Origin of the sequence: Deinococcus arcticus, from assembly GCF_003028415.1 — a bacterium.
Lineage (GTDB): Bacteria > Deinococcota > Deinococci > Deinococcales > Deinococcaceae > Deinococcus > Deinococcus arcticus.
Map to the genome: position 1 here is coordinate 99,285 of NZ_PYSV01000005.1, position 21,526 is coordinate 120,810.

Consider the following 21,526-nt stretch of genomic DNA (forward strand, 5'->3'; position numbering starts at 1 on the left):
GAGGGGCGCTGATACGGACGGCCAGTTTCGTCACCTCCGGGAAGAAGGGGGATGTTCCCCGTCTTCGGCTGGGGGCGGTCCAATGCCCGGACATCCGTCTCTGCTCCTGCTCTATTCCTGTTCTGCTCCGCCGCTCTGCGAGTCCCTCTGGTCGGAACAATTCTGTTACACATGACAGAACTGTTCGGAAGCCCTACTCCTGTTCAGCGCCGGGCATCTCGCTGGCCGCCGCCAGCACGCCGCCGCGCACGAACGCGCCCAGGGTGCGGGCCAGTTCGTCCGGGTTCAGGGCCGGGTCGCTGATGGCGCGGTGGGCCAGGGCACCCAGCAGCGTGGTCACGATCAGCAGCAGCGTGGCGTGGCCGTGGCCGGGCGTGGCCGGGTCCAGCGGCAGGCGGCGCGCGACCTCCGAGAGAAAGTGCGTCTGACGCGCATGAAACGAGGGGCCCCCGCCACTGTGCAGCAGGGCCAGGGTGTCGCGTTCGGCCAGCAGGAACTGAAACACCGGCTCAATCAGGCCCGGACTGCCCGGCCCTGGGCGGGGCAGATGCGCCAGCAGCGGTTCCAGGCGGCCCAGCAACTGCAGCAGGCGCTCGCCCAGCAGCGCGTCCAGAATGCCCTCCGGCGAGGAAAAGTAGCTGTAGACCGTGGCCCGCGAGGTGCCCAGCGCGGCGGCCAGATCACCCATGCCCACCGCCTCGAAGCCGCGCTCTACAAACAGCGCGGCGGCGGTGTCCAGAATCTGCTGGCGGCGGTCGGCCGACGGCAGGCGTTTGCGGGAATCGGCGGTGGGCATGGGCCGAGTGTAACGTATTCTGACAGTCTGTTATTTGACAAAGTGTCAGATATATGGGCATGATGACAGATGCTGACAGAGTGTCAGTTCCTCCTATGTCCCACGCTGCCATGACCCCTGCCCCGCCCGATCCAGCCGCCCCCAGAGGCGGCGTGTGGGCCGACTACCGCCGCCTCACCCCCAGCGAACGCGCGCTGTGGCGCTTTCCACTGATGTGGGTGGCGGCCCTGGCGATTGCCTTTATTCCGCTGGTGTATGCCGGCACCTATCTGGCCAGTGTGTGGGACCCCTACGGCCGCCTGACCGAGCTGCCGGTGGCGCTGGTGAACGCGGATCAGGGCGCGACCCTGCGGGGCCAGCGCCACCTGCTGGGCCGCGACGTGGTGCGGGAATTGCGCCAGGACCCGCCAGTGCGGCTGATCGCCTACCCCAGCGAGGCGGCGGCGCAGGCGGCCGTGCGCCGGGGCGAGGTGTACTTTGCCCTGACCCTGCCGCGTGATTTCAGCCAGAGGGCCGTGGCCGGCGACAGCCGCCAGCAGGGGCAGCTGCACCTGTACACCGCGCCGGGCAGCAGCTATTTCGCCAGCCGGGTGGGCCGCACGGTGGCCCAGGAGATCGCCACGCGCCTGAACGAAAGGCTGGGCGGCCACCGCTGGGAAGTGGTGCAGCGCTCCTTGAGAGATATGCAGCGGGGCTTCGAGGACCTGCGGGTGGCCACCGGTAGGCTACGTGCCGGCGCCAGCCGCCTGGAAGCCGGCGCCGGCACGCTGAGCAGCGGCGCCGAGACGCTGAACCGGGGTCTGGACACGGCCCAGCAGGGAGCACAGGCGCTGGCGGCCGGGGCCGGGCGGCTTTCCGGGGGCGTGACCACGCTGACCAGCGGCAGCGCCCGGCTGAGCCAGGGGCTGCGGCAGCTGGAAGCGGCGGCCCCTGGGCGCGCGCAACTGGCCCCCCTGCAGCAGGGCGCGGCGGCCCTGAGCAGCGGTGCGGGGCAGCTGGCCGGGGGCCTGGGGGCCCTGGGTCAGGGCGCGGCCCAGCTGACGGCGGGTGCCGGTCGGCTGGCGGAGGGCGCCGAACAGGTGCAGGGCGGCGCCGCGCAGCTGGCGCAGAAGTTGCCGGCCCTGGGCAGCGGCCTGGGAACCCTGCACACCGGGGCGGGGCAGCTGGCCCAGGGCGCGGCGGCCCTGGCCCGGGGCAACGCGGAGGTGGCGGCCGGTGCCCAGGCCCTGGCCGGGGAGCTGCCCACCCTGCACGCAGGCCTGGGCGAACTGGCCGGCGGCGCGGCCGAGCTGCAGGCCGGGGCCGGCACCGTGGCGGCGGGCGCCCGCCAGACCCAGGTGGAAGCCCTGACCGGCCGCGCCGAGCGCCTGAGTAGCGGCGCGGCGGCGCTGGCCCGTGGGCTGCGCGAGGCCCAAGCAGGCACTGCGGCGGCCGTGAAGGGGGCCGGCGCGCTGGCCACCGGGGCCGAGGCGGCGGCCAGCGGGGCCCAGACCGTGGCGCAGGGCGCCGCTACCCTCACCGGGAAGCTGGCGGAGGCCGCCGCCGGGGCCGGTCCTGCTGCCCAGGGGGCCCAGACCCTGGCCGCTGGCACCCGGGCGCTGCAGACGGGCGCGGCCGGGCTGCAGACCGGGGCCGCGACCCTGGCCGGCAAGACCGCCGAGGCAGCGGCCGGCGCCCGGACCGTGGCGACTGGGGCCCGGCGCCTGCAAAGCGGCGTGCAGACCCTGGTGGCGGGCAACCTGCAACTGAAGGCCGCACTGAAAACGGCGACCACCAAGCTGCCGCCCCCACAGGACCTGAAGGAGCTGCAGGGCGGTGCACAGACCCTGGCCCGCAAGACAGACGAACTGGCTGCTGGCCTGGGCGCGCTGTCCGGCGGCGCGGCGCAGCTGACCCAGGGAACGCGCGACCTGCAGGCGGGCGCCGCCGGGCTGCGCGCGGGACTGGCCGAGGTGCAGCGCCGGCTGCCCCGCCGCACGGAAGCCCTGAGTGGTGATCCCCAGGGCCTCGCCGCCAGCGCTGTGGTTGTGGAAACCGTGGCAGCCGAGGTGCCCAGCAACGGCGCGGCCTTTGCGCCCTATTTCATGGCGCTGGGCCTGTGGGTGGGCGCCACCATGACCACCTTTATCTTTCCCTACCTGCTGCTGCCCGAAAGCGGGCGCGGCACCCGCCAGCGGGCCCGGGTGCTGCGCAAATTCGCCCTGCCGGCGGGCTACGTGACTGTGCAGGCGCTGCTGCTGGTGGGCGGGCTGGCGTGGCTGGGCGTGCCCTACGGGCAGCCGGGGCTGGTGGTGCTGACCACGGTGCTGGCCAGCCTGACCTTTATGGCGCTGATTCTGGCCCTGAACCTGCTGCTGGGCGCGGCGGGGCGCCTGCTGGCGCTGGTGCTGCTGGTGGTGCAGCTGGGGGCCTCGGGCGGCAGTTATCCGGTGGAACTGGCCCCGGGCTTCTTCCGGGCCATTCACGCCGCCATGCCCGTGACCGATGTGGTGCAGGCCCTGCGCGCGGCCATGTTTGGGGCCTATGAGGGCCAGTATCTGGCATTTGTGGGGCGCATTCTGCTGGTGGCGCTGCTGGCGGTGGGGCTGGCCCTGGTGGCGCGCTGGCGCTGGCAGTTCACGCCGGACGATCAGTTTCGCTCGCCTATTGTTATGGATGTGGGGTGAGGCGGGTTTCGGCTTGAGGTTGGGGGAATGGGCCACGCTTCCTTCAGGGAAGGACGATGGGCGAGTTCGTTTGCCGGCTTGCCCCACCCCCCAGCCCCCTCCCCCAAAGGGGCAGGGGGAGCAGCGCTGCGCTGGGCAAGAGTTTCTACTGGCGTTGGCGAGCTTGCTCGACTCGCTCACGTATCCGGCTTCGACGCCATCCTGCCGCCCATCGCAATGGCCCGCGCCCTGCGGGCACGACGGCCTCGTCTGGACCCGGGCGGTGCTGGGGCAAGAAGGCTTGGTGAAGCCCAGTAGGTTCTCCTTAAAAGACCACAGTGGGCAAAGGCCGAAGCTGCCTTTCAATAAGGAGCACCTCGCGCGTTAAGCGTCCCTGTCCTGCACATCCAGGGGGCAAGCAACGGAAGCCGTCGAACGTGGCCCCACCCATTCGGGGGCGGCCCCTCTGCGGGGCAGCTCTGCGAGTCACTCATCTTGATTTGGTGACATAGGCTCACTTGCTCCTTGGCGCGCAGCGCGCGGGCGTGGGGTGATGGGCGGAGAAGGGCCACGGCGTACGGTGCGGGGGCGGAGGTTGGCGGCTCTACACCGTCAGTCAACGTTGCCTGGCGCCGCGCTGCTCCCCCTGCCCCTCTGGAGGAGAGGGCTGGGGGGTGGGGCAAGCCGGTAAACGAACTCGCCTCATCCAGTCCCTTCAGCCGCGTCCCTGAACCTGAGCGTTCATCCAAGAGGCCCCATGCGCCAGGCCCTCGGCTGCTGGCCGGGCCCCTACCCCAGCGAAGCAGGGTGCTCCTCCCAGGGCCCACGGGTGCGGGGGCGGCTGCGGGCCGGGTACTTGTGCCGCTTGTGGTGGTACATGCGCCCGTCGGCCAGGCTCAGCAGCCCTTCCGGGGCCGCCGTTTCGGTGCTGCAGGCCACGCCCACGCTGGCGCCCACCTGCGGAAAGCCTGCCTGACGCACATGCGCGGTGGCCGCTTCTATCGCGCGCTGCAGGGCCTCAGCGCCGTGCCTGCTGCACAGGGCCACGTATTCGTCGCCGCCAATGCGGTACAGGCCGTGTGTGGCGGGCAGGTGGGCGCGCAGCCCCTGGGCGAACAGCTGCAGCACCCGGTCCCCGGCGGCGTGGCCGCAGGCGTCGTTCACCGCTTTCAGGCCGTCCACGTCAATCAGCGCCAGGGTCAGGGGCCCCGGGCGGCGGGTCCAGGCGGCCTGCAGGGCTTCTTCAAAGGCCCGCCGGTTGCCCAGGCCGGTCAGCACGTCACGCCGCGCGGCGCTGCCCAGTTGCCGGACCATCTGATCGGTGCAGCCCAGCAGCCACGCCAGCACGCTGCCCACCAGCAGCGCCACCAGCAGAAACCAGGCCATGCCCATCCAGTCCAGGGCGCTGCGCGGAAACCCCAGGGCCGCCACCGCCGTGCCGTACAGCAGAAACAGCGCCACGCCGCGCACCGGAAACCACACTGCGCAAAAGGCACTCAGCAACATCAGCACGGCGCCGTAGCCGGTGACCCCCGGCAGAAAGGTCGTGCCGAAACCCGGCACCTGCAAAAACCACACCAGCCACAGCGGCGTGACCAGCAGAAACAGAACGCTGCCCCAGCCACACCAGCGGTGATTCAGCGCGGCCGTCAGGCCCAGGAGCCCCAGAAACACGGCGGCCTGCGGAGCATTGGCATGAGAGCCGCCCAGGAGGCCCAGCAGCAGGGTCAGCAGCGGCAGGGTGGTCAGCAGCAGGCACAGGGAACGCTGAAGTCGGCTGCGCGGCGAATGAGAGGGAAGCGACATGGTGGCCTCTGGCAATCAGGAAGAAACGGCCCCGGGCCAGAAACCCAGGCGGGCGGCAGACAGCATCCAGATGCAGGGGCCGGCGCGAACCTGTCCCCGGTAGGCCACAGTGTGGGCGCCCCGCCTGATACACAGGTGGCGACAGGACCAAGACCGTTTTTAGGAATCAGTCAGTTTGACGCTGAACGGTTGAAGCTGAGCTGGAGAGAGGAGGCGGCCTTCAGGCAGGTTGCCGCAGCAGTGGAGGCGGGGTGTGGCGCAGGTCGCTGCGGGTGAGGCTCAGGTGCAGCTGCTGGTAGGCCGTGGGATGCCATTCAAAGTCGGTGGGGGGCAGAAGCTGGGGCTCGGGCAGTTCGCCGTCCAGCACGGCTTCCAGAGCCTCGCTGCGCAGGGGCCACGCGCTGACCAGCAGCAGCGGCGGCAGACTTTCGGGGTGCACGCCCTGGGCCCGCAGCGCCTCGTCAGTCTGGGCCATCAGGCGCACGGTGCTGGCGGGTTCGTGGTGGCGCAGCGCAGCCAGGCGCGAGCCACCGTAGAACACGTAATGCTCCAGCGGCAGGCCAAACGGCTGGCGCAGCAGTTCGTGAAACCACACCACCCGCCCGTCCGGGTGCCGGGCGCACAGCAGGGTCAGGTGCTCCACCTCGGTGTGCAGGGTCTGGCCCCGGGTGAGGGTAAAGCCGGCGCTGTCCAGGGCGCTGTGCAGCCCCAGGTGCTCATCGCCGCTGAGGGTCGTGTGGTTGACTGTCTGGCGCAGCAGGTGGCGGTGGTCCGGGGTCAGCAGATTGAAACTGCCGCCCCGCCCAAAGGCGCGCGGGCCATGAATCACGAACGTCTCGCGCCCGGCCGGCCCCGTCAGGGTAAAGAGGTCTGCCCGCCCCAGCGCCTCCAGGCTCTGCTGCGGGTGCAGCGGGCCGGCGGGGGTGCTCAGGCTGTAGGTGTCGCCGCAGGTCTGCAGGTCATTCCAGAGGTGTCGGAAGGGGTTGTGGGGCATGTCGCGCAGCTCCTGAGACAGGACAGAGGGAAAGGACGCGTCCCTGGCCCGGAAGAAGGAAAACGGAATCGTCACGGTGGTGAGAGGGTAATGGGGCGGCTCTTGCAAAGGTGTGGAAGGCCTCCAGATTAACGTCTGCTCCCCTGCTGCGGCGCCGCATCCTGGGCCGGCAGCGCCCGGCGCCAAGCACAAGCTCCCAGGCCGCGTCGGGCGTGGGAGCGTCTGGATACGGGGAGGGTTTAAGTGCCTCGTCCCCTTCCCCCAGGCCAACGGTTCAGAAGGGCGCAGAAACATTTCCATACCCGGGGCGAGGCACTGTGTTCACCACTCGCTTCGCTCGGTTGATCAACCGAGCGGGCTGGAACAGCTGCGCCGCAGAGCGAGTCTCGAAAAAAGGACGTTGCACCGGGAGTGGAGACTTTGCGGTGCTCTCCTGCAAAGTCGTAACGTGAGGTGCAACGTCCTTAACTGCTCTTCAGGCCGTGGCGCAGCACCTCGGCCAGCTGGCGGGTCACCTGGGCCTGCAGGGCGTCCAGTTCCTCGGTGGCCTGGCGCACGGCGGCGCGGTAGTCCTCGGGGTTACGGGCCTGGGGGCCCTGCAGGGTATGCACCGTGGCCTGCACGCTGAAATGGGCCTCGGGCAGGGCGGCCAGATTGGCGCGGGCGCTGGCGTGGCGCGCGCCCAGCAGGGCGCCCAGCATTCCGGCTTCCTCGCTGCGCTGCATCAGTTCGCGCTGAAAGGTGCGGTCCTTGATGCTGGTGATCACGTCCCAGGCGGCGTCCGACAGGGCGGCCTGCGGCGAGGCGGGCCGGGCCACCTCCACGAACAGGGTGTCGCCCGCGCGCCACGTGCGGGTAAAGGCCCCCGCGCGGGCCGGGGACCACTCGGTTTCAAAATCACGGGCGTCCTCAATCAGCACGCGCAGGCGGGCAAACGGGGTATCGCCGGGCACGCGGTGGCCGTCGCCCAGCACGCCCCACAGACTCAGGCCGCGCTCGTCGGCGGCGCCCATGGCCTCCAGGGTGCGGGCCAGGGCGGCGGGGCCCTCGCTGACCAGCGCGGTCGGCCGGCCCCCCTCCAGCAGGGCGATGTCCTGGCCGCCCTCGGTCAGGCGCGCTTCAAAGCGCAGGTGGTGCAGTCCCAGGCCCCAGCGGCGCAGCGCCTGCACCAGGGCGCCCGTCAGCGCGGCATTCATGGTGTCCGGGTCGGTCCCGCTGCCTTGCAGGGCCTGCGCGCCACTGTCCACGGCGGCAGTGGCCATCAGGGCGTCGAAGGCTGCAAAGGGGGAGGTGGTCTGCCGCTCGTCTTTTGTTTTGACTCGTGCCATAGCCCCTCTATTCTGCCCTGAACAGAGCGGCATGTGTGTCGGGTGGGCACCTTATGCGCGCTGGGTGCGGGCCCGGCCCACCTCCACACAGGCAGCCCTGGCCCGGCCGGCGCCTCGGGTAAGCTCGGGGCACTGTGCGCCCTGTTGCCCCCCCGGAGTGCCCCACCCCATGACGCCGCTGACCCTGAGCGGCCAGTTGCTGCTGCCCGGCGGCCCGCAGAGCGGGCGCCTGACGGTGGAGGCGGGGCGCATTGAGCACATTGCGCCGCAGGCAGACGCCCCCACCGACCGCCTGATTCTCCCGGGCTTCGTGGACACGCACGTGCATGGCGGCGCAGGCGGCGACACCATGGACGGCCCGGAAGGCATTGCGGCCCTGGCCCGCCTGCACGCCCGGCACGGCACCACCACGCTGCTGCCCACCACCATCACCAACCCCTGGCCAGAGGTGCTGCGCGCGCTGCGGGCCGTGGCGCAGGTGATGCGGGCGGGCGGCGTGCCCGGCGGCGCCGACCTGCCCGGCGCCCACCTGGAAGGCCCCTTTATCAGCCCCGGGCGTCTGGGCGCGCAGCCGCCCTGCGCCGTAGACCCCACCCCGGAGCGCGTGGCCGAGGTGCTGGCCACGGGCGCCGTGCGCGCCGTGACCCTGGCCCCGGAACTGCCCGGCGCCCTGGCCGCCGCCCGTGCCTTTGCCCAGGCCGGGGTGCGCGTGGGCATCGGGCACACCCGCGCCGACGCTGAGACGGTGCAGGCGGCCCTGGCAGCGGTGCGGGCGACCGGCGGCCAGAGCTGCGCCACCCACCTCTTTAACGCGATGGGCGGCATTGAGGGCCGCGTGCCCGGCCCCCCCGGCGCCCTGATCGCAGACCCCCACGCCACCCTGGAGGTCATTCTGGACGGCCTGCATGTCCACCCCACGGCCTTTCTGCTGGCCCGCGCCGCGGCGCCCGGGCGGGTCGTGCTGATCACCGACGCCATGCGCGCTGCTGGCCTGGGCGACGGCCCCAGCGAACTGGGCGGGCAGTCCGTGACGGTGCAGGGGGGCAGGGCCACACTGCCCGACGGCACCCTGGCGGGTAGCGTGCTGACCCTGGACGCGGCCCTGCGCCGCGCCGCCTCCCTGGGTGTGCCCCTGCCGGAACTCAGCCACATGCTCAGCCTGACCCCGGCCCGCTCGGTGGGCCTGCACGACCGGGGCGAGCTACGCGAGGGCCTGCGCGCCGACCTGGTGGTGTTGAGCCCGGACCTGCAGGTGCAGGCCACCTATGTGGCGGGTGTGGCCGTGGGCTGAAGGGCATGGATTCTGTCCATGCCGGCACATCCGGGAAGAAGGGGGATGTTCCCCACCTTCGGCTGGGGGCGGTCCACTTCCTGGACATCCGCATGTGTTGCTGCTCTGCTGCGCAGAGCGAGCAGGAGAAACCCAGGTTCCGGGCATGGCGCCGACACATCGGCTCTGTTCCGATGTGTCGGCGGAACAGACGGCAGTCCGTATCACACGTGACGGACCTTTTTGAAAGCTGTATCAGTCCCCGGCCACCTCGCCCTCCTCCAGTCGGAAGGGCAGGTATTCGGGCTGCCAGAAAGCGCGACGGACTGTCTCCAGCAGCGCCTCGTCGCTCTGGCCGCGCAGGGCGAATTCGGTGGCCACTCCGTCGCGCAGGGCCTGGGCAATCACGGCGGCGGCCACCTGCACGCTGGCGCCGCGCAGGTCGGCCACCGGGGGATAGATGCGCGCGGGCCAGTGCCGGGCAGTGTAGTCGGCCAGGGCAGCGGCGGCGGCAGCCACCATCTCATCGGTGATTTCGCGCACGCGGGCCAGAATGGCCCCAAAGCCCAGCCCCGGAAAGATAAAGGCGTTGTTGCCCTGCCCGATCTCGTGCGTGACCCCGTTCAGCGTGACGGGCGCGAAGGGACTGCCGGTGGCGACCATCGCCTGCCCGCCGGTCCAGCGCAGCAGGTCTTCGGGCAGGGCCTCACTGTGGGCCGTGGGGTTGGACAGCGGAAAGATCAGCGGGCGTGGCGTATTGGCCTGCGCGGCGCGCACCACGGCTTCGCTGAAGATCCCTGCTTGCCCCGAGAGCCCCAGCAGCACCGTGGCCCCGGTTTCGCGGATCACCGTTTCCAGGTCCAGGCCCGCCCACCCCGCCACCTGCGCCCGGGGCGTGGCCAGCGCCTGCTTGTAGGGTTCCATCGGGCGGTCGTCCACCAGCAGCCCGCGCGAATCCAGCACAAAGACGCGCCGGGCAATCTCGTTGGGGCTCAGCCCCTCAAGGCGCAGGCCGCCCCGCAGGGCAGCGGCCACCCCGGCGCCCCCGGCCCCGGCGCCGTGCACCACCATCACCTGATCGGCCAACCGCTCGCCTTTCAGGCGGCAGGCGCTCTGCACCCCGGCCAACACCACCGCGCCCGTGCCCTGAATGTCGTCGTTGAAGCTGGGCACCACCCGGCGGTAGCGCGAGAGCACCTCGAAAGCCGCGTCCTTGGCAAAGTCTTCCCACTGGATGATCGCCTTGGGGTAGCGCGCCAGCGTGGCTTCCACGAAGCGGTCCAGAAAGCTCAGGTACGCCTCGCCGCTCAGGCGTTCGTGCTTCACGCCCAGGTAGCCAGGATCGGCGCGCAGGTCGGCGCGGGCCGTGCCCACGTCCAGTTCCACGGGCAGGGTCTTGTCGGGGCCCACGCCCCCGGCCACCGTGTACAGCGAGAGTTTGCCAATGCTGATCGCCATGCCGCCAAAGCCCTGGTCGCCAATGCCCAGAATGGCGCTGGAATCGGTGGCCACGATAATCCGCACGTCGTTCAGCGGCACGTTCGCCAGCGCCTGCGCCGCGCGGTCAATGGTGCGCGTGCTCAGGGTCAGGCCGCGCGGGTAGCGGTAGATGCGGCTGAACTCCTGCACCGCCTGCCCCACGGTGGGCGTGTACACAATGGGCAGCATCTCCTCGACATGCCGCGAGAGCAGCGCGTAGAACAGCACCTCGTTGCGGTCTTGCAGGTGCCGCAGAAACACGTGCCGCTCCAGGGGGTCCCCAAGAGCGCGGTACTCGGCATACTGCCGCTCCACCAGTTCATCCAGCGTGTCAATCTGCGGGGCCAGCAGGCCGTCGAGGCCCAGGGCGCGGCGCTCGGCCTCGGTAAAGGCGGTGCCCTTGTTCAGCAGCGGAAAGCGCAGCAGGGAAAAGCCGCGCACCAGGGGCCGCAGGTAGCGCCCGCCGGCAGGGTCGCGGCGCACGTCGTAGTGGTCGGTCAGGGGCAGGGGGGGGCGGGTCACGGGCGGGCCTCCAGGGTCAGGGGATGGCGGTTCATGTCCTTGTACAGCAGATATTTGGTCCAGTCCCGCCCCAGCGCGCCGTACCACTGCGGGCAGTGCGCGCCCATCCAGATCACGTCGCCCGCCGTGACCGGGTAATAGCGGCCTTGCAGCTTGTACAGTCCCTCGCCGGATAGCATCAGCAGGCCGTGCTCCATGTAATGCACCTCGGTGTAGGGCAGGGTGGCGCCGGGCGCAAAGGACATGGTGCTCATCATGAAATCGAAGCGGGGGTCGTCGGGCAGCAGCTTGCGGGCGATCAGGCGCTCGTCGCCTTCAAAGGGGGCGCCGGGGTTCTCCTGCTCGTTGCCCCAGCACACGGGGGGCGGCTCGGTGCCGGGGGCCGCTTCGTACGGCTTTTCAAACACGGCCACCCGGCTGGGGGCCCGGGCGCTGAGGGTATGGAGCACGCCCGCCGGGAAAAACACATGGTCCGAGGGGCCCAGGGTGCGCGTCTCGCCCTCCACCTGCACCTCCAGGGCGCCCTCCAGAACAAATACGAAGCGCTGAAAACCGTACTCGCTCTCCCGGGCCTGCGTGTGGGCGGGCAGTTCAGCGGTGAACTGCACGAAGCGCGCCCCCAGGCCCATCACCGGGGCAATGTGCAGGATGACCGCGCTGCCCGGCCATCCGGCCAGGGCGGTGCGCACAAAGGTGTCGGGGGTCAGGACCGCGTGAGAGGGGTGCAGGGCCGAGCGGGTCATGCCAAGGTGCTTCATGGGCCTCCGGGGGGGATGGGGGATGGAGCGGTGTTCAGTGGGGCCGGGGTCAGGAGGTGCCCGCGCCCGTCGCCAAACCACGCGCCCTGGCTGGTCTGGCGGTACACCGGCTGGCCGCGCAGGTACGTGGCCTGCACGCGGCCCCGGAAACGCTCGCCCCGGTAGGGGTTGCCCCGGTGGCGGTCGTGCAACTCGGTGAGGGTAAAGGGCTCGTCCAGCCGCACCAGCGCGAAGTCGGCGTCGTGGCCCACCCGCAGGGCGCCCTTGCGCGCCAGCCCGAAGCGCCGCGCCGGGTGCAGGGCACTCACGGCGGCCAGCAGGGGCAGGGGCACGCCCCGGCGCCAGTGGCCGTCTTCCAGCAGCACGTTCAGGGTAGACTGCGCGCCGCTGATGCCGCCCCAGACGGCAAAAAAGTCGTCGCCCGTCTTCAGCTCCGGCGGGGCCGGCGAGTGGTCGGAGCCCACGGTGTCAATCTGCCCGGCCTTCAGAGCGGCCCACAGCGCTTCCCGCTCGGCGTCCGTGCGCAGCGGCGGCGCGCACTTGAGCAGCGGCCCGGCGCGCGCCACGTCTTCCTCGGTGAAGTGCAGGTAGTGCGGGCAGGTCTCGGCCGTCACGTCCACGCCCCGGGCGCGCGCCTCGGCGGCCAGCAGCACCGCGCGCGCCGTGCTGAGATGCACCAGATGCAGCGCCGCGCCCGTTTCTGCGGCGAACAGCAGGGCGCGCGACACCGCCTCGGCCTCGGTGATGGGCGGGCGCGAGGCGAGGTAATCGCGCGCGCCGTGGCGGCCCTGGGCCCGCGCGGCCTGCGCCAGCGTGCGGGTAAAGCCGTCGCTCTCGGCGTGGGTGGCCACCACCCGGCCCAGGCGCCGCGCCGCGCGCATGCCCTCGTACAGCGTGGCGTCGTCGGCGGCCGGGAACTCATCCAGGCCGCTGTGGCTCATGAACGCCTTGAAGCCCACCACGCCGCAGGCGGCCAGCTCGTCCAGTTCGCTCAGGTTCAGCGGGGTCAGGCCGCCCCACAGGCCAAAATCCAGCCGCGACTGTGCCTCTCCGGCAGCCCGTTTGGCCTGGAAGGTCGCGCGGTCCAGCACCGGGGGGCTGGAATTGAGCGGCATGTCCAGAAAGCTGGTGGCCCCACCCGCCGCCAGGGCCCGCGTGCCGGTGTCAAAGCCCTCCCAGTGGGTGCGCCCGGGTTCGTTCAGGTGCACGTGGGCGTCCACCACCCCGGGAAAGACGTGCAGGCCCCGGGCGTCCACCTCCTGGCGTGCGGGGGCGTAAACCTCCAGGGCCAGGCTGACGATCTGGCCGCCTGCCACCCCCAGGTCGGCGCGCATGGGGCCGCTGGGCGTGACCAGGGTGCCGCCCCGGATGAGCAGGTCCAGGCTCATGCGCCGTGCTCCCGGGCCCCGTGTTCCTGGGCGCCATGTTCCTGAGCGAGGGCCAGCACCGTGCGCACCGCCACGCGCAGGGCGGTCTCCACGTCCCCTGGCTCCACCGTCTCGTCCGGGTGGTGGCTCAGGGCGTTCGGTGAGCGCAGAAACAGCATGGCGGCGGGCATCCGCGCGGCCAGCACCATGGCGTCGTGGCCCGCGCCGCTGGGCAGATCCGGGGCCACGACGCCCTCGGCCGCCGCCGCGCGGTGCAGGGCCGCGCGCAGGCCAGGGTCCAGGGGCACGGCGGGCTGGGTCATGGTTTCGGTCACGGTCAGGGTCACGCCGCGTTCGGTGGCCAGGGCGTGGGCCTGGGCCAGCAGGGTCTTCAGGGCGGCCTCGCGCACCGCGTCCACCTCATGGCGAAGGTCCAGCGTGGCGTGCGCCGCCCCCGGAATCACGTTAATGGCGCCGGGGCTGGCGTTCAGCACGCCCACGGTGGCCACCAGCCCCGGCGTGGCGCGGGCAAGGTCCTCGGCGGCCACCACAAAGCGCGCGGCGGCGGCCAGAGCATCTCTGCGGTGCGCCATGGGCGTGGTGCCCGCGTGCGCCGCCTGCCCGGCGAAGTCCAGCCGCAGGCGGTGCTGCCCGGCAATTGCCGTGACCACGCCCAGCGGCGCGCCCGCCGCCTGCAGCACCGGCCCCTGTTCAATGTGCAGTTCCACAAAGCCCAGCGCCGGGCCACGCACCTCGGCGGCTGGCAGCTCGGCGGGGTTCAGGCCATACGCCTCCAGGGCCGCGCGCACGCTGACGCCCTGCGCGTCCTGGCGGCCCAGCACTTCGTCCAGCGTGCCCACCAGCGCCCGGCTGCCGATGAACGGCACGCCGTAGCGCACGCCTTCTTCCTCGCTGAAGGCCAGCAGTTCCAGGGCAAAGGGCAGCGGCGTGCGGCGCAGGGCCCCGGCCACGGCGTAGGCCAGGGTCACGCCCAGCACCCCGTCGTAGGCGCCGGCGTTGGGCACGGTATCCACATGCGAGCCCAGGTACAGCGTGGGCGAATCCGGGGCGGGGCCCTCGCGGCGGGCGCGCAGGTTGCCGGCGGCGTCCACGCGCACGCTCAGGCCCAGGTCGTGGGCCCAGGCGCTCAGATACGCCGTGACCTCGCGGCTGGGCGGGCACAGAAAGGTGCGGGTGATCTCGCCGGGGGTTTCGGTGAGGCGGGCCAGTTCGGCGCAGGCGTGCAGGGCCCGCTGCGCCAGGGCGCCCAGGTCAGGAACAGGGGGGTAAGCGGTCAAGGGGAGCCTCCGGGGGCGCGCCGGCCCGGCCCATACAGGCCCAGTTCACAGAGGCCCAGGCGCTGGGCCTCACGGGGAAAGTAGGCGGGGGGCGTGGGCGAGAGCACGAGGTGGTCCAGCAGCCTCGAGGCCCGCTCGTGGTCCGGGGCCAGGCGGCGGCGCAGATCAAGGTAGGCGTCCGGGGTCAGGTGGGTGCCGTCCTGCAGGGGGGCCTCTACCCCCACCCACTGCCCCAGCAGCGCGCGGGCCAGTTCGGCGGTGGCGGTGTCTTCCAGGCGCCCGGCGCGCACGATGACGCCCTGCCCGGCGAACCACGCGCGGAACACGGCCAGGGCCAGTTCGGCCGTGTCGGCCACCTCGGCGGGGTCCAGGGGACCAGGGTCCGGCAGGGCCCGTAGCCGCGCCGGGGTGACAGGCGCTGCCGGAACGCCGGGCGCGGGGTGCGCCAGCCCCGCGCGCACCGCCCCAATCAGGTCGGGGTGCCCGGCCCAGGCGCCCACAAAGCCCTGGGCGGCCTCGCGCGCCTTGTCGGCCTGCACGGCGGCCAGGGCGGGGGCAGGGTCCTGGGGGTCGGGGCTCAGCGCCGCCGTGCCGCCCACCGCCTGTGCGCCGCGCGCGCGGCACACCGCGGCCAGAACCTCGGCATAGGCGCGCATGGCGCCCACGTCCATGCCCAGTGCGCCGCGCGGCGGCAGCGGCCCGGCCCAGGCGGGGCCCAGGGTCTTGACCAGACTGAACACGTAATCCCAGCGCCCGGCGTTCAGGCCATACGCCCAGGCCCGCAGTTCAGACAGCAGGCGGTCAGCGGCCAGCAGGCCCGGCCACGTTTCAATCTGCAGGCACACGCGCAGGGTGCCGGGCTCCAGGTTCAGGTGGTCTTCGGCCGCGCGCAGGGCCGCCGCCCAGGCCTGGGCCTGCGCCACCGTGTCCAGCTTGGGCAGGTACAGGTGGGGCACGCGCCCGGGAACCGCCGTGAGCAGCGCTGCCAGATCGCACAGGGCGGCGCGGGCCGGTTCCCCGCCAAAGGTCAGCCCGTCGGCCAGGGCATACAGCGCCCGGGGCCGCGCCAGCAGGGGCAGCGGCGAGGCCAGCGCCGCCGGCAGCGCGCGGTAGGCGGCGGTCACGTTGGCGCGTGTGGGGGCAAAGGTGTCGTCGAAATCCAGCACCACGGCGTCGGCGTCACTGTTCAGGGCCGCTTGCAGGGCCGCGCCGTCGCTGGCCTCCACGATCAGCTCGGCGCGGCCGGGGCGCAGTTCTGGGGGCGCGGGCGCGGCGCGGTAGGCGGGCGGGGGGGGCGGCGGCTCGCCGGGCGCGGCGGCGTCCACCCCCGGCCAGTGCCCGGCCAGCGCCGCGTGCAGCCGCGCGGCCAGGGCGTGGGCGGCGGGGGGCAGCGGCCCGCTCTGGGGGGAGAGGGGGCCCCGGCGATCAGGCAGGGTCATGCCCCGCAGCATAGGCCCCGCCCTCCCCGGCCCGCCCTAGCCCGTCCAGCCCAGGCGGGTGCCAATGCGCCCGGCCGCCGACAGGGTGGCGTTTAGAAAGACAGGTAGCTGCTCGGGGCTCAGGCGTGACGTGGGGGCCGAGACACTCAGGGCCGCCCAGACCTCACCGCCCGCGCCGTACACGGGCGCGGCCACGCAGCGCACGCCGGGCTCGCGCTCCTGCTCGTCCAGGGCGTAGCCCTCGCGGCGCACCTTGTCCAGTTCGGCCAGCACGGCGTCTGGGGCCGTGAGGGTGTGGGGCGTGTACGCCTTCAGGGGCCCGGCGCCCAGCGCGGCGCGCACCTCGTCTTCCGGCCGGGAGGCCAGCAGCACCTTGCCCACGCCAGAGGCGTGCAGCGGCGCGCTGGCCCCGGGTTGCGTGAACATGCGCACCAGCTGCGGGCCCTCCACCTGATGCACGTAGGCCGCTTCCAGCCGCCCACCCCCCAGCGGTCGCAGCACGGCGAGGTTGGCACTCTCGCCCAGTTCGGCCACCAGCGCGCTCATCTCGGCGCCGGCCGCGCGCACCAGTGACTGCGCGGCGTTAAAGGCCGCGCCCACCTGAAAGGCCCGCAGGCCCACCCGGTAGAGCCCCGAGGCCTCGTCCCAGTCGGCGTAGCCCTGCTGGCGCAGGGTGTCGAGCAGCCGCGAGGCGGTGCTGGCCGACAGCCCGGCGGCGCGGGCGATGGCCGAGAGCGGCGCCTCGCCCAGCTGCGAGAGCGCCCACAGCACGTTCAGGCCGCGTTCCAGCGTGCGCACGCCCCCGGGTGCGTCCGGGCCCCGGGTGCGCCCGGCCCGGCCCCGGTCCGGCGCGTCCCCGCTCAGGGCAGCACCTCGTAGCCCGGCAGGGTCAGGAACTCCACCAGGGGCGTGCGGGTGGCGGCCTCGCGGAACAGGCGCGCGGCGTCCTCAAAGGGCGCGCCCAGCTTGGCGGCCTCGTCGTCGTACAGGGCGTCCCAGAGTTCGGGGGTCAGCTCGCGGCCATCGTCCAGCGTCACGCGGTGCTGGCGCCACTGCCAGAGCTGCGCCCGCGAAATCTCGGCGGTGGCGGCGTCCTCCATCAGGTTGTGCAGGGGCACGGCGCCCGCCCCGCGCAGCCACGCGGCGAGGTACTGCACGCCCACGTTCACGTTCAGTCGCACGCCCGCTTCCGTCACCGTGCCTTCCGGCGGGGTCAGCAGGTCGGCGGCCGTGACGCTCAGGTTGCGCTGCTTGTCGCTGTCCATCTGGTTGGGACCGCTCATCAGGCGGTCAAAGACCTCGGTGGCCAGTTCCACCATGCCGGGGTGCGCCACCCAGGTGCCGTCGTGGCCATTGACGGCCTCGCGTTCCTTGTCGGTGCGCACCTGCTCGAAGGCCGCGCGGTTTTTCTCCTCGTCGCCCTTGACCGGAATAAAGGCGCTCATGCCGCCAATCGCCGGGGCGCCGCGCCGGTGGCAGGTCTGGATGGCCAGTCTGGAGTAGGCGGTCATCATGGGCACAGCCATGGTCACCTTGGCGCGGTCGGGCAGGATACGGTCCGGGTGGGCGCGCAGCTTCTTGATATAGCTGAAGATGTAGTCCCAGCGCCCGCAGTTCAGCCCGGCGGAATGCTCGCGCAGCTCGTACAGGATCTCGTCCATCTCGAAAGCGGCCAGAATCGTTTCAATCAGCACCGTGGCCTTGACCGTGCCGCGCGGCAGGCCCAGCGCGTCCTGGGCATACAGAAACACGTCGTTCCACAGCCGCGCTTCCTGGTGGCTCTCCAGCTTGGGCAGGTAGAAGTACGGCCCGCTGCCGCGCGCCAGCAGTTCGCGCGCGTTGTGCCAGAAATACAGCCCGAAGTCGAAAAACGCGCCGTACAGGGTCTCGCCGTCCACCTGCACGTGCTTCTCTGGCAGGTGCCAGCCGCGCGGGCGCACCAGCAGCACCGCTGTTTTCTCGTTCAGGCGGTAGCTCTTGCCGCCCTGCTCCAGGCTGATCGTGCGGCGCACGGCGTCGCGCAGGTTCAGCTGTCCGCTGAGCACGTTGGCCCAGGTGGGGCTGCTGGCGTCCTCGAAGTCGGCCATGAACACCCGTGCCCCGCTGTTGAGCGCATTGATGATCATCTTGCGGTCCACCGGCCCGGTAATTTCCACCCGGCGGTCATGCAGGTCGGCCGGCAGCGGGGCCACCTGCCAGTCACCCGCGCGGATGTGCGCCGTTTCCGGCAGAAAGTCGGGCAGTTCGCCCGCGTCCAGCCGGGCCTGGCGCGCCTCGCGCTCGGCCAGCAGGGCGCGGCGCCGGCCCTCGAAGCGGCGGTGCAGTTCCGCTACAAAAGCCAGCGCCTCGGCGGTCAGCACCTCTTGCTGGGCGCCTTGCAGGGGGGCGGAAATGGTCAGGCCGGCGGGCAGGGTCTGGGTCATGGGGGCTCCTGGGACGACTGGGGATTTTTCAGCAGATGAAGTCTGGTTTTCAGCCTACGAAAAATGCCCCGCCGATGCCAGCGCCCGCCGTTCCTGGCTGGGGAACACCGGGCGCAGGGTCTTCCGGGACGGCGCCAGGGTGTTCGCGGCCCAGACGCAGCCCCCATACGGACGGCCGTCCAGGTCCGTCACATCCAGGAAGAAGGGGGAGGTTCCCTGTTTTCGGCTGGGCGCAGCCCAATGCCCGGAACTCCGACCCTGTTCCTGCTCTGCTCCGCCGCTCTGCGAGTCCCTCCGGCTGGAAAACTCCGCAAGACGTGACGGAATGTTTCGGAGGCCGTATCAGATGGTGTTGACCCCAGACCCCGCCTGCACCGAGACGCCCTCCAGCACAAACTCACGCGCAGCTCCATCGGCCCGGAAGCCCAGGTGGGCCCCAGGCGCGAACGTCAGGCTCTGAACCCCGTGCAGGTCAAACAGCGTGCCCACCGCGCGCACAAACGGTGCGATGTCCTGATCCGTTCTGGGCTGGCCGGTCAGGCGGCACTGGTCGGTGGGAATGCCGTACGCCTGCGCCGCCGAGCGGTGCTCTGCGGGCGACAGGAAGTCAAACGTCAGGTCGCGCGTCATGAAGTGGCCAGGGCCGCTCAGCCCCAGGTGCCCGCCGTCGGCCCCTGCTCTCAGGCTGCTCAGGCCATGCTGCACCATCAGATTCAGCAGGTCCTGCACGAAGCGCGTGGCCTGGGCGGGAGTCAGTGAGGAAGCCGTCATCCTGACAGCCTACGGCAGCGGGCCTGGGCAGGCGGATCAGGGCCACTCCAGCGTCTCGCCGTCCCCGGGCACCAGCAGGCGCCTGCCCAGGCCCGCCTGCTGCGCGGCGGCGCGCAGCGTCTGGCGCGTAACGGTCATGTGGTCATAGGCGTCCAGGTGCACGGCCACCACGGTGGCCTGGGGCGCAGCCGCCGCCAGTGCCAGGGTCTGCGCGGTGTCCATGATGATCAGCGTGTCCTGCAGGCGGGCGCCGCCCGAATGCGTCACGATCACATCGGGCGCATGGGTTTCGATCTGGGCGCGCACCTCATCGGTCCAGATGGTGTCGCCCGCAAGGTACAGCGTGGGTTCGCCCGGGGCCCGCAGCACGAAGCCGCTCACCTCACCCATGGCCTGCCCCACCCGGCCGGTGCCGTGGGTGCCGCCCGTGCGGCTCAGGTGGATGCTGCTCCAGATCGTGTCCCGGTCCAGGCCCTGGACCGCCGTGAAGCCAGCCGCCCGCAACGCGGCCACGTCTCCTGGCTGGGCCAGCAGCGGCAGGTGCGGGGGCAGACGCGGCGGCGTCAGGTCTATATGGTCCAGGTGCAGGTGCGACACCAGCGCCAGTTCCGCGCCGCGCACCACCTCGTCGGCAGGCAGGGGCAGGGCCACGGTGGGGTTCAGGCTGCGGCCCGCGAGGCTGGGCTGGGTGTGAATGTCGGCCAGAAAGGGGTCCACCAGCAGGGTGTGCCCGGCGTAGGTCAGGCGGAGGGTGGCGTTGCGAATCAGTTGCACACGCATGAAAAGCTCCAGGGAAAGGGCCGCCCACACCGGACAGGCCCGGGTAAGGTCGCCGGCAGGGGGGTTCAGGGGTGCGGGGTGGGGGCCGGTGTGTGCGCTTCAAAGGCACTCGCCTGCTGCGCCAGCTGGTCGCGCACACGCTGCAGGGCCAGCAGTTGGGCGTCCAGGGCCGCCAGTTTGCGGGTATAAAAGGCCGCCATGTCCTCCCGGGGCGGGCCGAGTGTGGGGACGGCGCCCGCAAAACAGGGGGCTCCGCGCCGGATCTCGTCCAGGGTAAAGCCCACGCTCAAAAACAGCTGGATCAAGCGGACCCGTTCAATGTCGGCCGGGGCAAACAGCCGGTACTGATTGTCGGCCCGCTCGGCGGTGAGCAGCCCCAGCTGGTCGTAGTGGCGCACCGCGCGCACACTCACGCCCGCTGCGCGCGCCACCTGACCAATGCGGAGCCTCTGCACCCGCCCAGCCTAAACCCTGACATTGGTGTCAGGGTCAAGGGGGGCGGGTGGGGAAGAGGGCGACCATGCGGCTGACCCAGAGGCCGCAACGGGGCCCTGGTGGGGGCCCCGTCTGTGGTCCTGCCGCTGGTTTCACTCTTGGCGCTGGCCCCTCAATCGGTGGCGGGCGACACCATGGGTTTCTCAAAACCCACCTTCAGGGTGGGGTGCAGCCACGCAGCGGCGGCCAGGGCCAGCAGACCACCAATAATCAGAAAGATGCTCTGCAGCGGCAGCCACGCCAGCAGGGCGGCGGCGCCCGCATACCCCAGCGGCTGCACCGCGCTGGACACCGAGGTCATCACCCCGAACGCCCGGCCCATCACGGCATGCGGGATGTGCAGCTGCGCCACCACGCTCAGCTGCACGTTCATCACGGCGGCGCTCAGGCCCGCCAGGGCCAGCAGCGCCAGCGCCTGCTCCAGTGTGGCCGCCACACTCAGGCCCGCAATGGCCGCCGCAATGCCGAAGGTGCCGCCCACCAGTGCCAGCCAGGGGCGCGGTACCCGGTAGGTGCTGAGCAGCAGCATGCCCACCAGCTGCCCCACCGAGATGCTGGCACTCAGGAAGCCGAATTCCCGCGCCCCTACACCCAGGCTGCGGGCAAAGGGCGCCAGGGTCACCTCCAGCGGAATCAGCACGAAGTTCAGCAGCAGGCTCACGGCGAAGGTCCAGAACAGCAGCGGATTGCTCCAGATCACGCGCAGCCCGGCGCGCAGGCCCTCGCTGGGGGGCGCCTCGCCCTCGGCCGTTGCGGTGGGCGCCACCGTGGGTTCCGGCACCGTGGCCAGGGTCACGATGGCCCCCACCAGCAGTCCCGCACCAATCAGCAGCGCGCCGTGCACGCCCACGAAGCCGGTGGCCGCCCCGGCCAGTGCGTAGCCACTCAGGCTGGCGAGGCTGCCGGTCAGGCTCATCATGGCGTTGCCCTGCTGGTAGACCTCACGCGGAATGGTCAGCGGCACCAGCACCGAGGAAGCCGGGCCCCGCAGCGCCGCCACGAAACTGGTCACCGCCAGCAGCGGAAACACGTACGCCACCTGTAACTGCCCGCTCAGCACCAGCGCGGCCATCAGCACCAGCAGCAGGGCGTCCACCACATAGGTTGCCTGAATGAGCAGGCGCTTGCGCCAGCGGTCGGCCAGCACCCCGCCGATGGGCGCGGCGATCAGGCCGGCCAGCGCACTGACCAGTCCCACGGAAGCGATCATGGCCCCCGAACCAGTTTCTTCCAGCACCCACCACATGATGGGCACGTTGTAAAAGCCGCCCGTCAGGGCCGAGAAGAGGCGCGTGAGCAAAATGGCGCGGAAACGCGCGTTGCGGATGGGGTGCGCCGGTGCTGTGCCTGTCATG

The 21,526-nt window shown here is 71.6% G+C and carries 17 protein-coding genes; 2 read left to right on the forward strand and 15 right to left on the reverse strand.

Translation table 11 applies throughout. The features are described 5' to 3' along the window. Positions 1–193: 193 nt before the first annotated feature. Complete coding sequence (locus tag C8263_RS06895; RefSeq protein ID WP_107137392.1) at positions 194–796, reverse strand: TetR/AcrR family transcriptional regulator; 603 nt, start codon at positions 794–796, stop codon at positions 194–196. A gap of 95 nt (positions 797–891) precedes the next feature. On the opposite strand from C8263_RS06895, the gene C8263_RS19810 reads away from it, so the two are divergent. Then, positions 892–3,462: a YhgE/Pip domain-containing protein gene (locus C8263_RS19810; RefSeq protein ID WP_269845130.1), complete on the forward strand. Its 2,571-nt coding sequence runs from the start codon at positions 892–894 to the stop codon at positions 3,460–3,462. A 768-nt stretch (positions 3,463–4,230) separates the two neighbouring features. Here C8263_RS19810 and C8263_RS06905 read toward each other — a convergent pair. From C8263_RS06905 to C8263_RS06915, 3 genes are all read right to left on the reverse strand, one after another. Then, positions 4,231–5,247, reverse strand: a complete 1,017-nt coding sequence (locus C8263_RS06905) for a GGDEF domain-containing protein (RefSeq protein WP_107137394.1) — start codon at positions 5,245–5,247, stop codon at positions 4,231–4,233. A 220-nt stretch (positions 5,248–5,467) separates the two neighbouring features. Then, entirely contained in the window at positions 5,468–6,316 is an 849-nt protein-coding gene (locus C8263_RS06910) for a hypothetical protein (protein ID WP_146160617.1), read from the reverse strand. A 389-nt stretch (positions 6,317–6,705) separates the two neighbouring features. Further along, positions 6,706–7,569: a DNA repair protein gene (locus tag C8263_RS06915; RefSeq protein ID WP_269845131.1), complete on the reverse strand. Its 864-nt coding sequence runs from the start codon at positions 7,567–7,569 to the stop codon at positions 6,706–6,708. A gap of 169 nt (positions 7,570–7,738) precedes the next feature. Between C8263_RS06915 and nagA the strand changes: the two genes are divergently transcribed. Further along, positions 7,739–8,860, forward strand: coding sequence for an N-acetylglucosamine-6-phosphate deacetylase (gene nagA / locus C8263_RS06920; protein ID WP_107137397.1), 1,122 nt, complete (start codon positions 7,739–7,741; stop codon positions 8,858–8,860). Positions 8,861–9,094: 234 nt separating this feature from the next. Here the strand turns inward: nagA and C8263_RS06925 are convergent, their stop codons facing one another. The 11 genes from C8263_RS06925 to C8263_RS06975 form a co-directional block, all read right to left on the reverse strand. Beyond that, complete coding sequence (locus tag C8263_RS06925; protein ID WP_199188337.1) at positions 9,095–10,840, reverse strand: NAD-dependent malic enzyme; 1,746 nt, start codon at positions 10,838–10,840, stop codon at positions 9,095–9,097. Beyond that, positions 10,837–11,598, reverse strand: coding sequence for a (S)-ureidoglycine aminohydrolase (gene allE, locus C8263_RS06930; protein ID WP_107137398.1), 762 nt, complete (start codon positions 11,596–11,598; stop codon positions 10,837–10,839). Before allE ends, C8263_RS06925 begins: the two co-directional genes overlap by 4 nt. Further along, the gene (locus C8263_RS06935) at positions 11,595–12,986 is read right to left on the reverse strand and encodes an allantoinase (protein WP_107137399.1); all 1,392 of its coding nucleotides are present in this window, start codon (positions 12,984–12,986) and stop codon (positions 11,595–11,597) included. The genes allE and C8263_RS06935 overlap by 4 nt, the downstream gene beginning before the upstream one ends. Then, entirely contained in the window at positions 12,983–14,263 is a 1,281-nt protein-coding gene (locus C8263_RS06940; protein WP_233218690.1) for an allantoate amidohydrolase, read from the reverse strand. The genes C8263_RS06935 and C8263_RS06940 overlap by 4 nt, the downstream gene beginning before the upstream one ends. Continuing rightward, a complete protein-coding gene (locus tag C8263_RS06945) occupies positions 14,260–15,702 on the reverse strand; it encodes an aldolase/citrate lyase/malate synthase family protein (protein WP_107137492.1) in 1,443 nt (480 codons plus the stop codon). The genes C8263_RS06940 and C8263_RS06945 overlap by 4 nt, the downstream gene beginning before the upstream one ends. 36 nt (positions 15,703–15,738) lie before the next feature. Next, on the reverse strand, positions 15,739–16,500 hold the full coding sequence (locus C8263_RS06950) for an IclR family transcriptional regulator (protein ID WP_233218691.1): 762 nt from the start codon (positions 16,498–16,500) through the stop codon (positions 15,739–15,741). Positions 16,501–16,562: 62 nt separating this feature from the next. Further along, positions 16,563–18,125: a malate synthase A gene (gene aceB, locus C8263_RS06955; protein WP_107137401.1), complete on the reverse strand. Its 1,563-nt coding sequence runs from the start codon at positions 18,123–18,125 to the stop codon at positions 16,563–16,565. A gap of 342 nt (positions 18,126–18,467) precedes the next feature. After that, positions 18,468–18,896 (reverse strand): hypothetical protein, encoded by a 429-nt coding sequence (locus C8263_RS06960; protein WP_107137402.1) that lies wholly within the window; start codon positions 18,894–18,896, stop codon positions 18,468–18,470. Between the two features lie 36 nt (positions 18,897–18,932). Then, the gene (locus tag C8263_RS06965) at positions 18,933–19,676 is read right to left on the reverse strand and encodes an MBL fold metallo-hydrolase (RefSeq protein ID WP_107137403.1); all 744 of its coding nucleotides are present in this window, start codon (positions 19,674–19,676) and stop codon (positions 18,933–18,935) included. A gap of 65 nt (positions 19,677–19,741) precedes the next feature. Next, positions 19,742–20,131 (reverse strand): MerR family transcriptional regulator, encoded by a 390-nt coding sequence (locus C8263_RS06970; protein ID WP_107137404.1) that lies wholly within the window; start codon positions 20,129–20,131, stop codon positions 19,742–19,744. A gap of 152 nt (positions 20,132–20,283) precedes the next feature. Next, positions 20,284–21,525, reverse strand: a complete 1,242-nt coding sequence (locus tag C8263_RS06975; protein WP_107137405.1) for an MFS transporter — start codon at positions 21,523–21,525, stop codon at positions 20,284–20,286. Position 21,526: the final 1 nt, after the last annotated feature.

Coding starts and splice junctions, on each gene's coding strand:
- C8263_RS06965 (WP_107137403.1), bottom strand. CDS start 19,676: ATGCGTGTGCAACTGATTCGCAACGCCACCCTCCGCCTGACCTACGCC.
- C8263_RS06960 (WP_107137402.1), bottom strand. CDS start 18,896: ATGACGGCTTCCTCACTGACTCCCGCCCAGGCCACGCGCTTCGTGCAG.
- aceB (WP_107137401.1), bottom strand. CDS start 18,125: ATGACCCAGACCCTGCCCGCCGGCCTGACCATTTCCGCCCCCCTGCAA.
- C8263_RS06975 (WP_107137405.1), bottom strand. CDS start 21,525: ATGACAGGCACAGCACCGGCGCACCCCATCCGCAACGCGCGTTTCCGC.
- C8263_RS06935 (WP_107137399.1), bottom strand. CDS start 12,986: ATGAGCCTGGACCTGCTCATCCGGGGCGGCACCCTGGTCACGCCCAGC.
- nagA (WP_107137397.1), top strand. CDS start 7,739: ATGACGCCGCTGACCCTGAGCGGCCAGTTGCTGCTGCCCGGCGGCCCG.
- C8263_RS06895 (WP_107137392.1), bottom strand. CDS start 796: ATGCCCACCGCCGATTCCCGCAAACGCCTGCCGTCGGCCGACCGCCGC.
- allE (WP_107137398.1), bottom strand. CDS start 11,598: ATGAAGCACCTTGGCATGACCCGCTCGGCCCTGCACCCCTCTCACGCG.
- C8263_RS19810 (WP_269845130.1), top strand. CDS start 892: ATGTCCCACGCTGCCATGACCCCTGCCCCGCCCGATCCAGCCGCCCCC.
- C8263_RS06945 (WP_107137492.1), bottom strand. CDS start 15,702: ATGACCCTGCCTGATCGCCGGGGCCCCCTCTCCCCCCAGAGCGGGCCG.
- C8263_RS06905 (WP_107137394.1), bottom strand. CDS start 5,247: ATGTCGCTTCCCTCTCATTCGCCGCGCAGCCGACTTCAGCGTTCCCTG.
- C8263_RS06915 (WP_269845131.1), bottom strand. CDS start 7,569: ATGGCACGAGTCAAAACAAAAGACGAGCGGCAGACCACCTCCCCCTTT.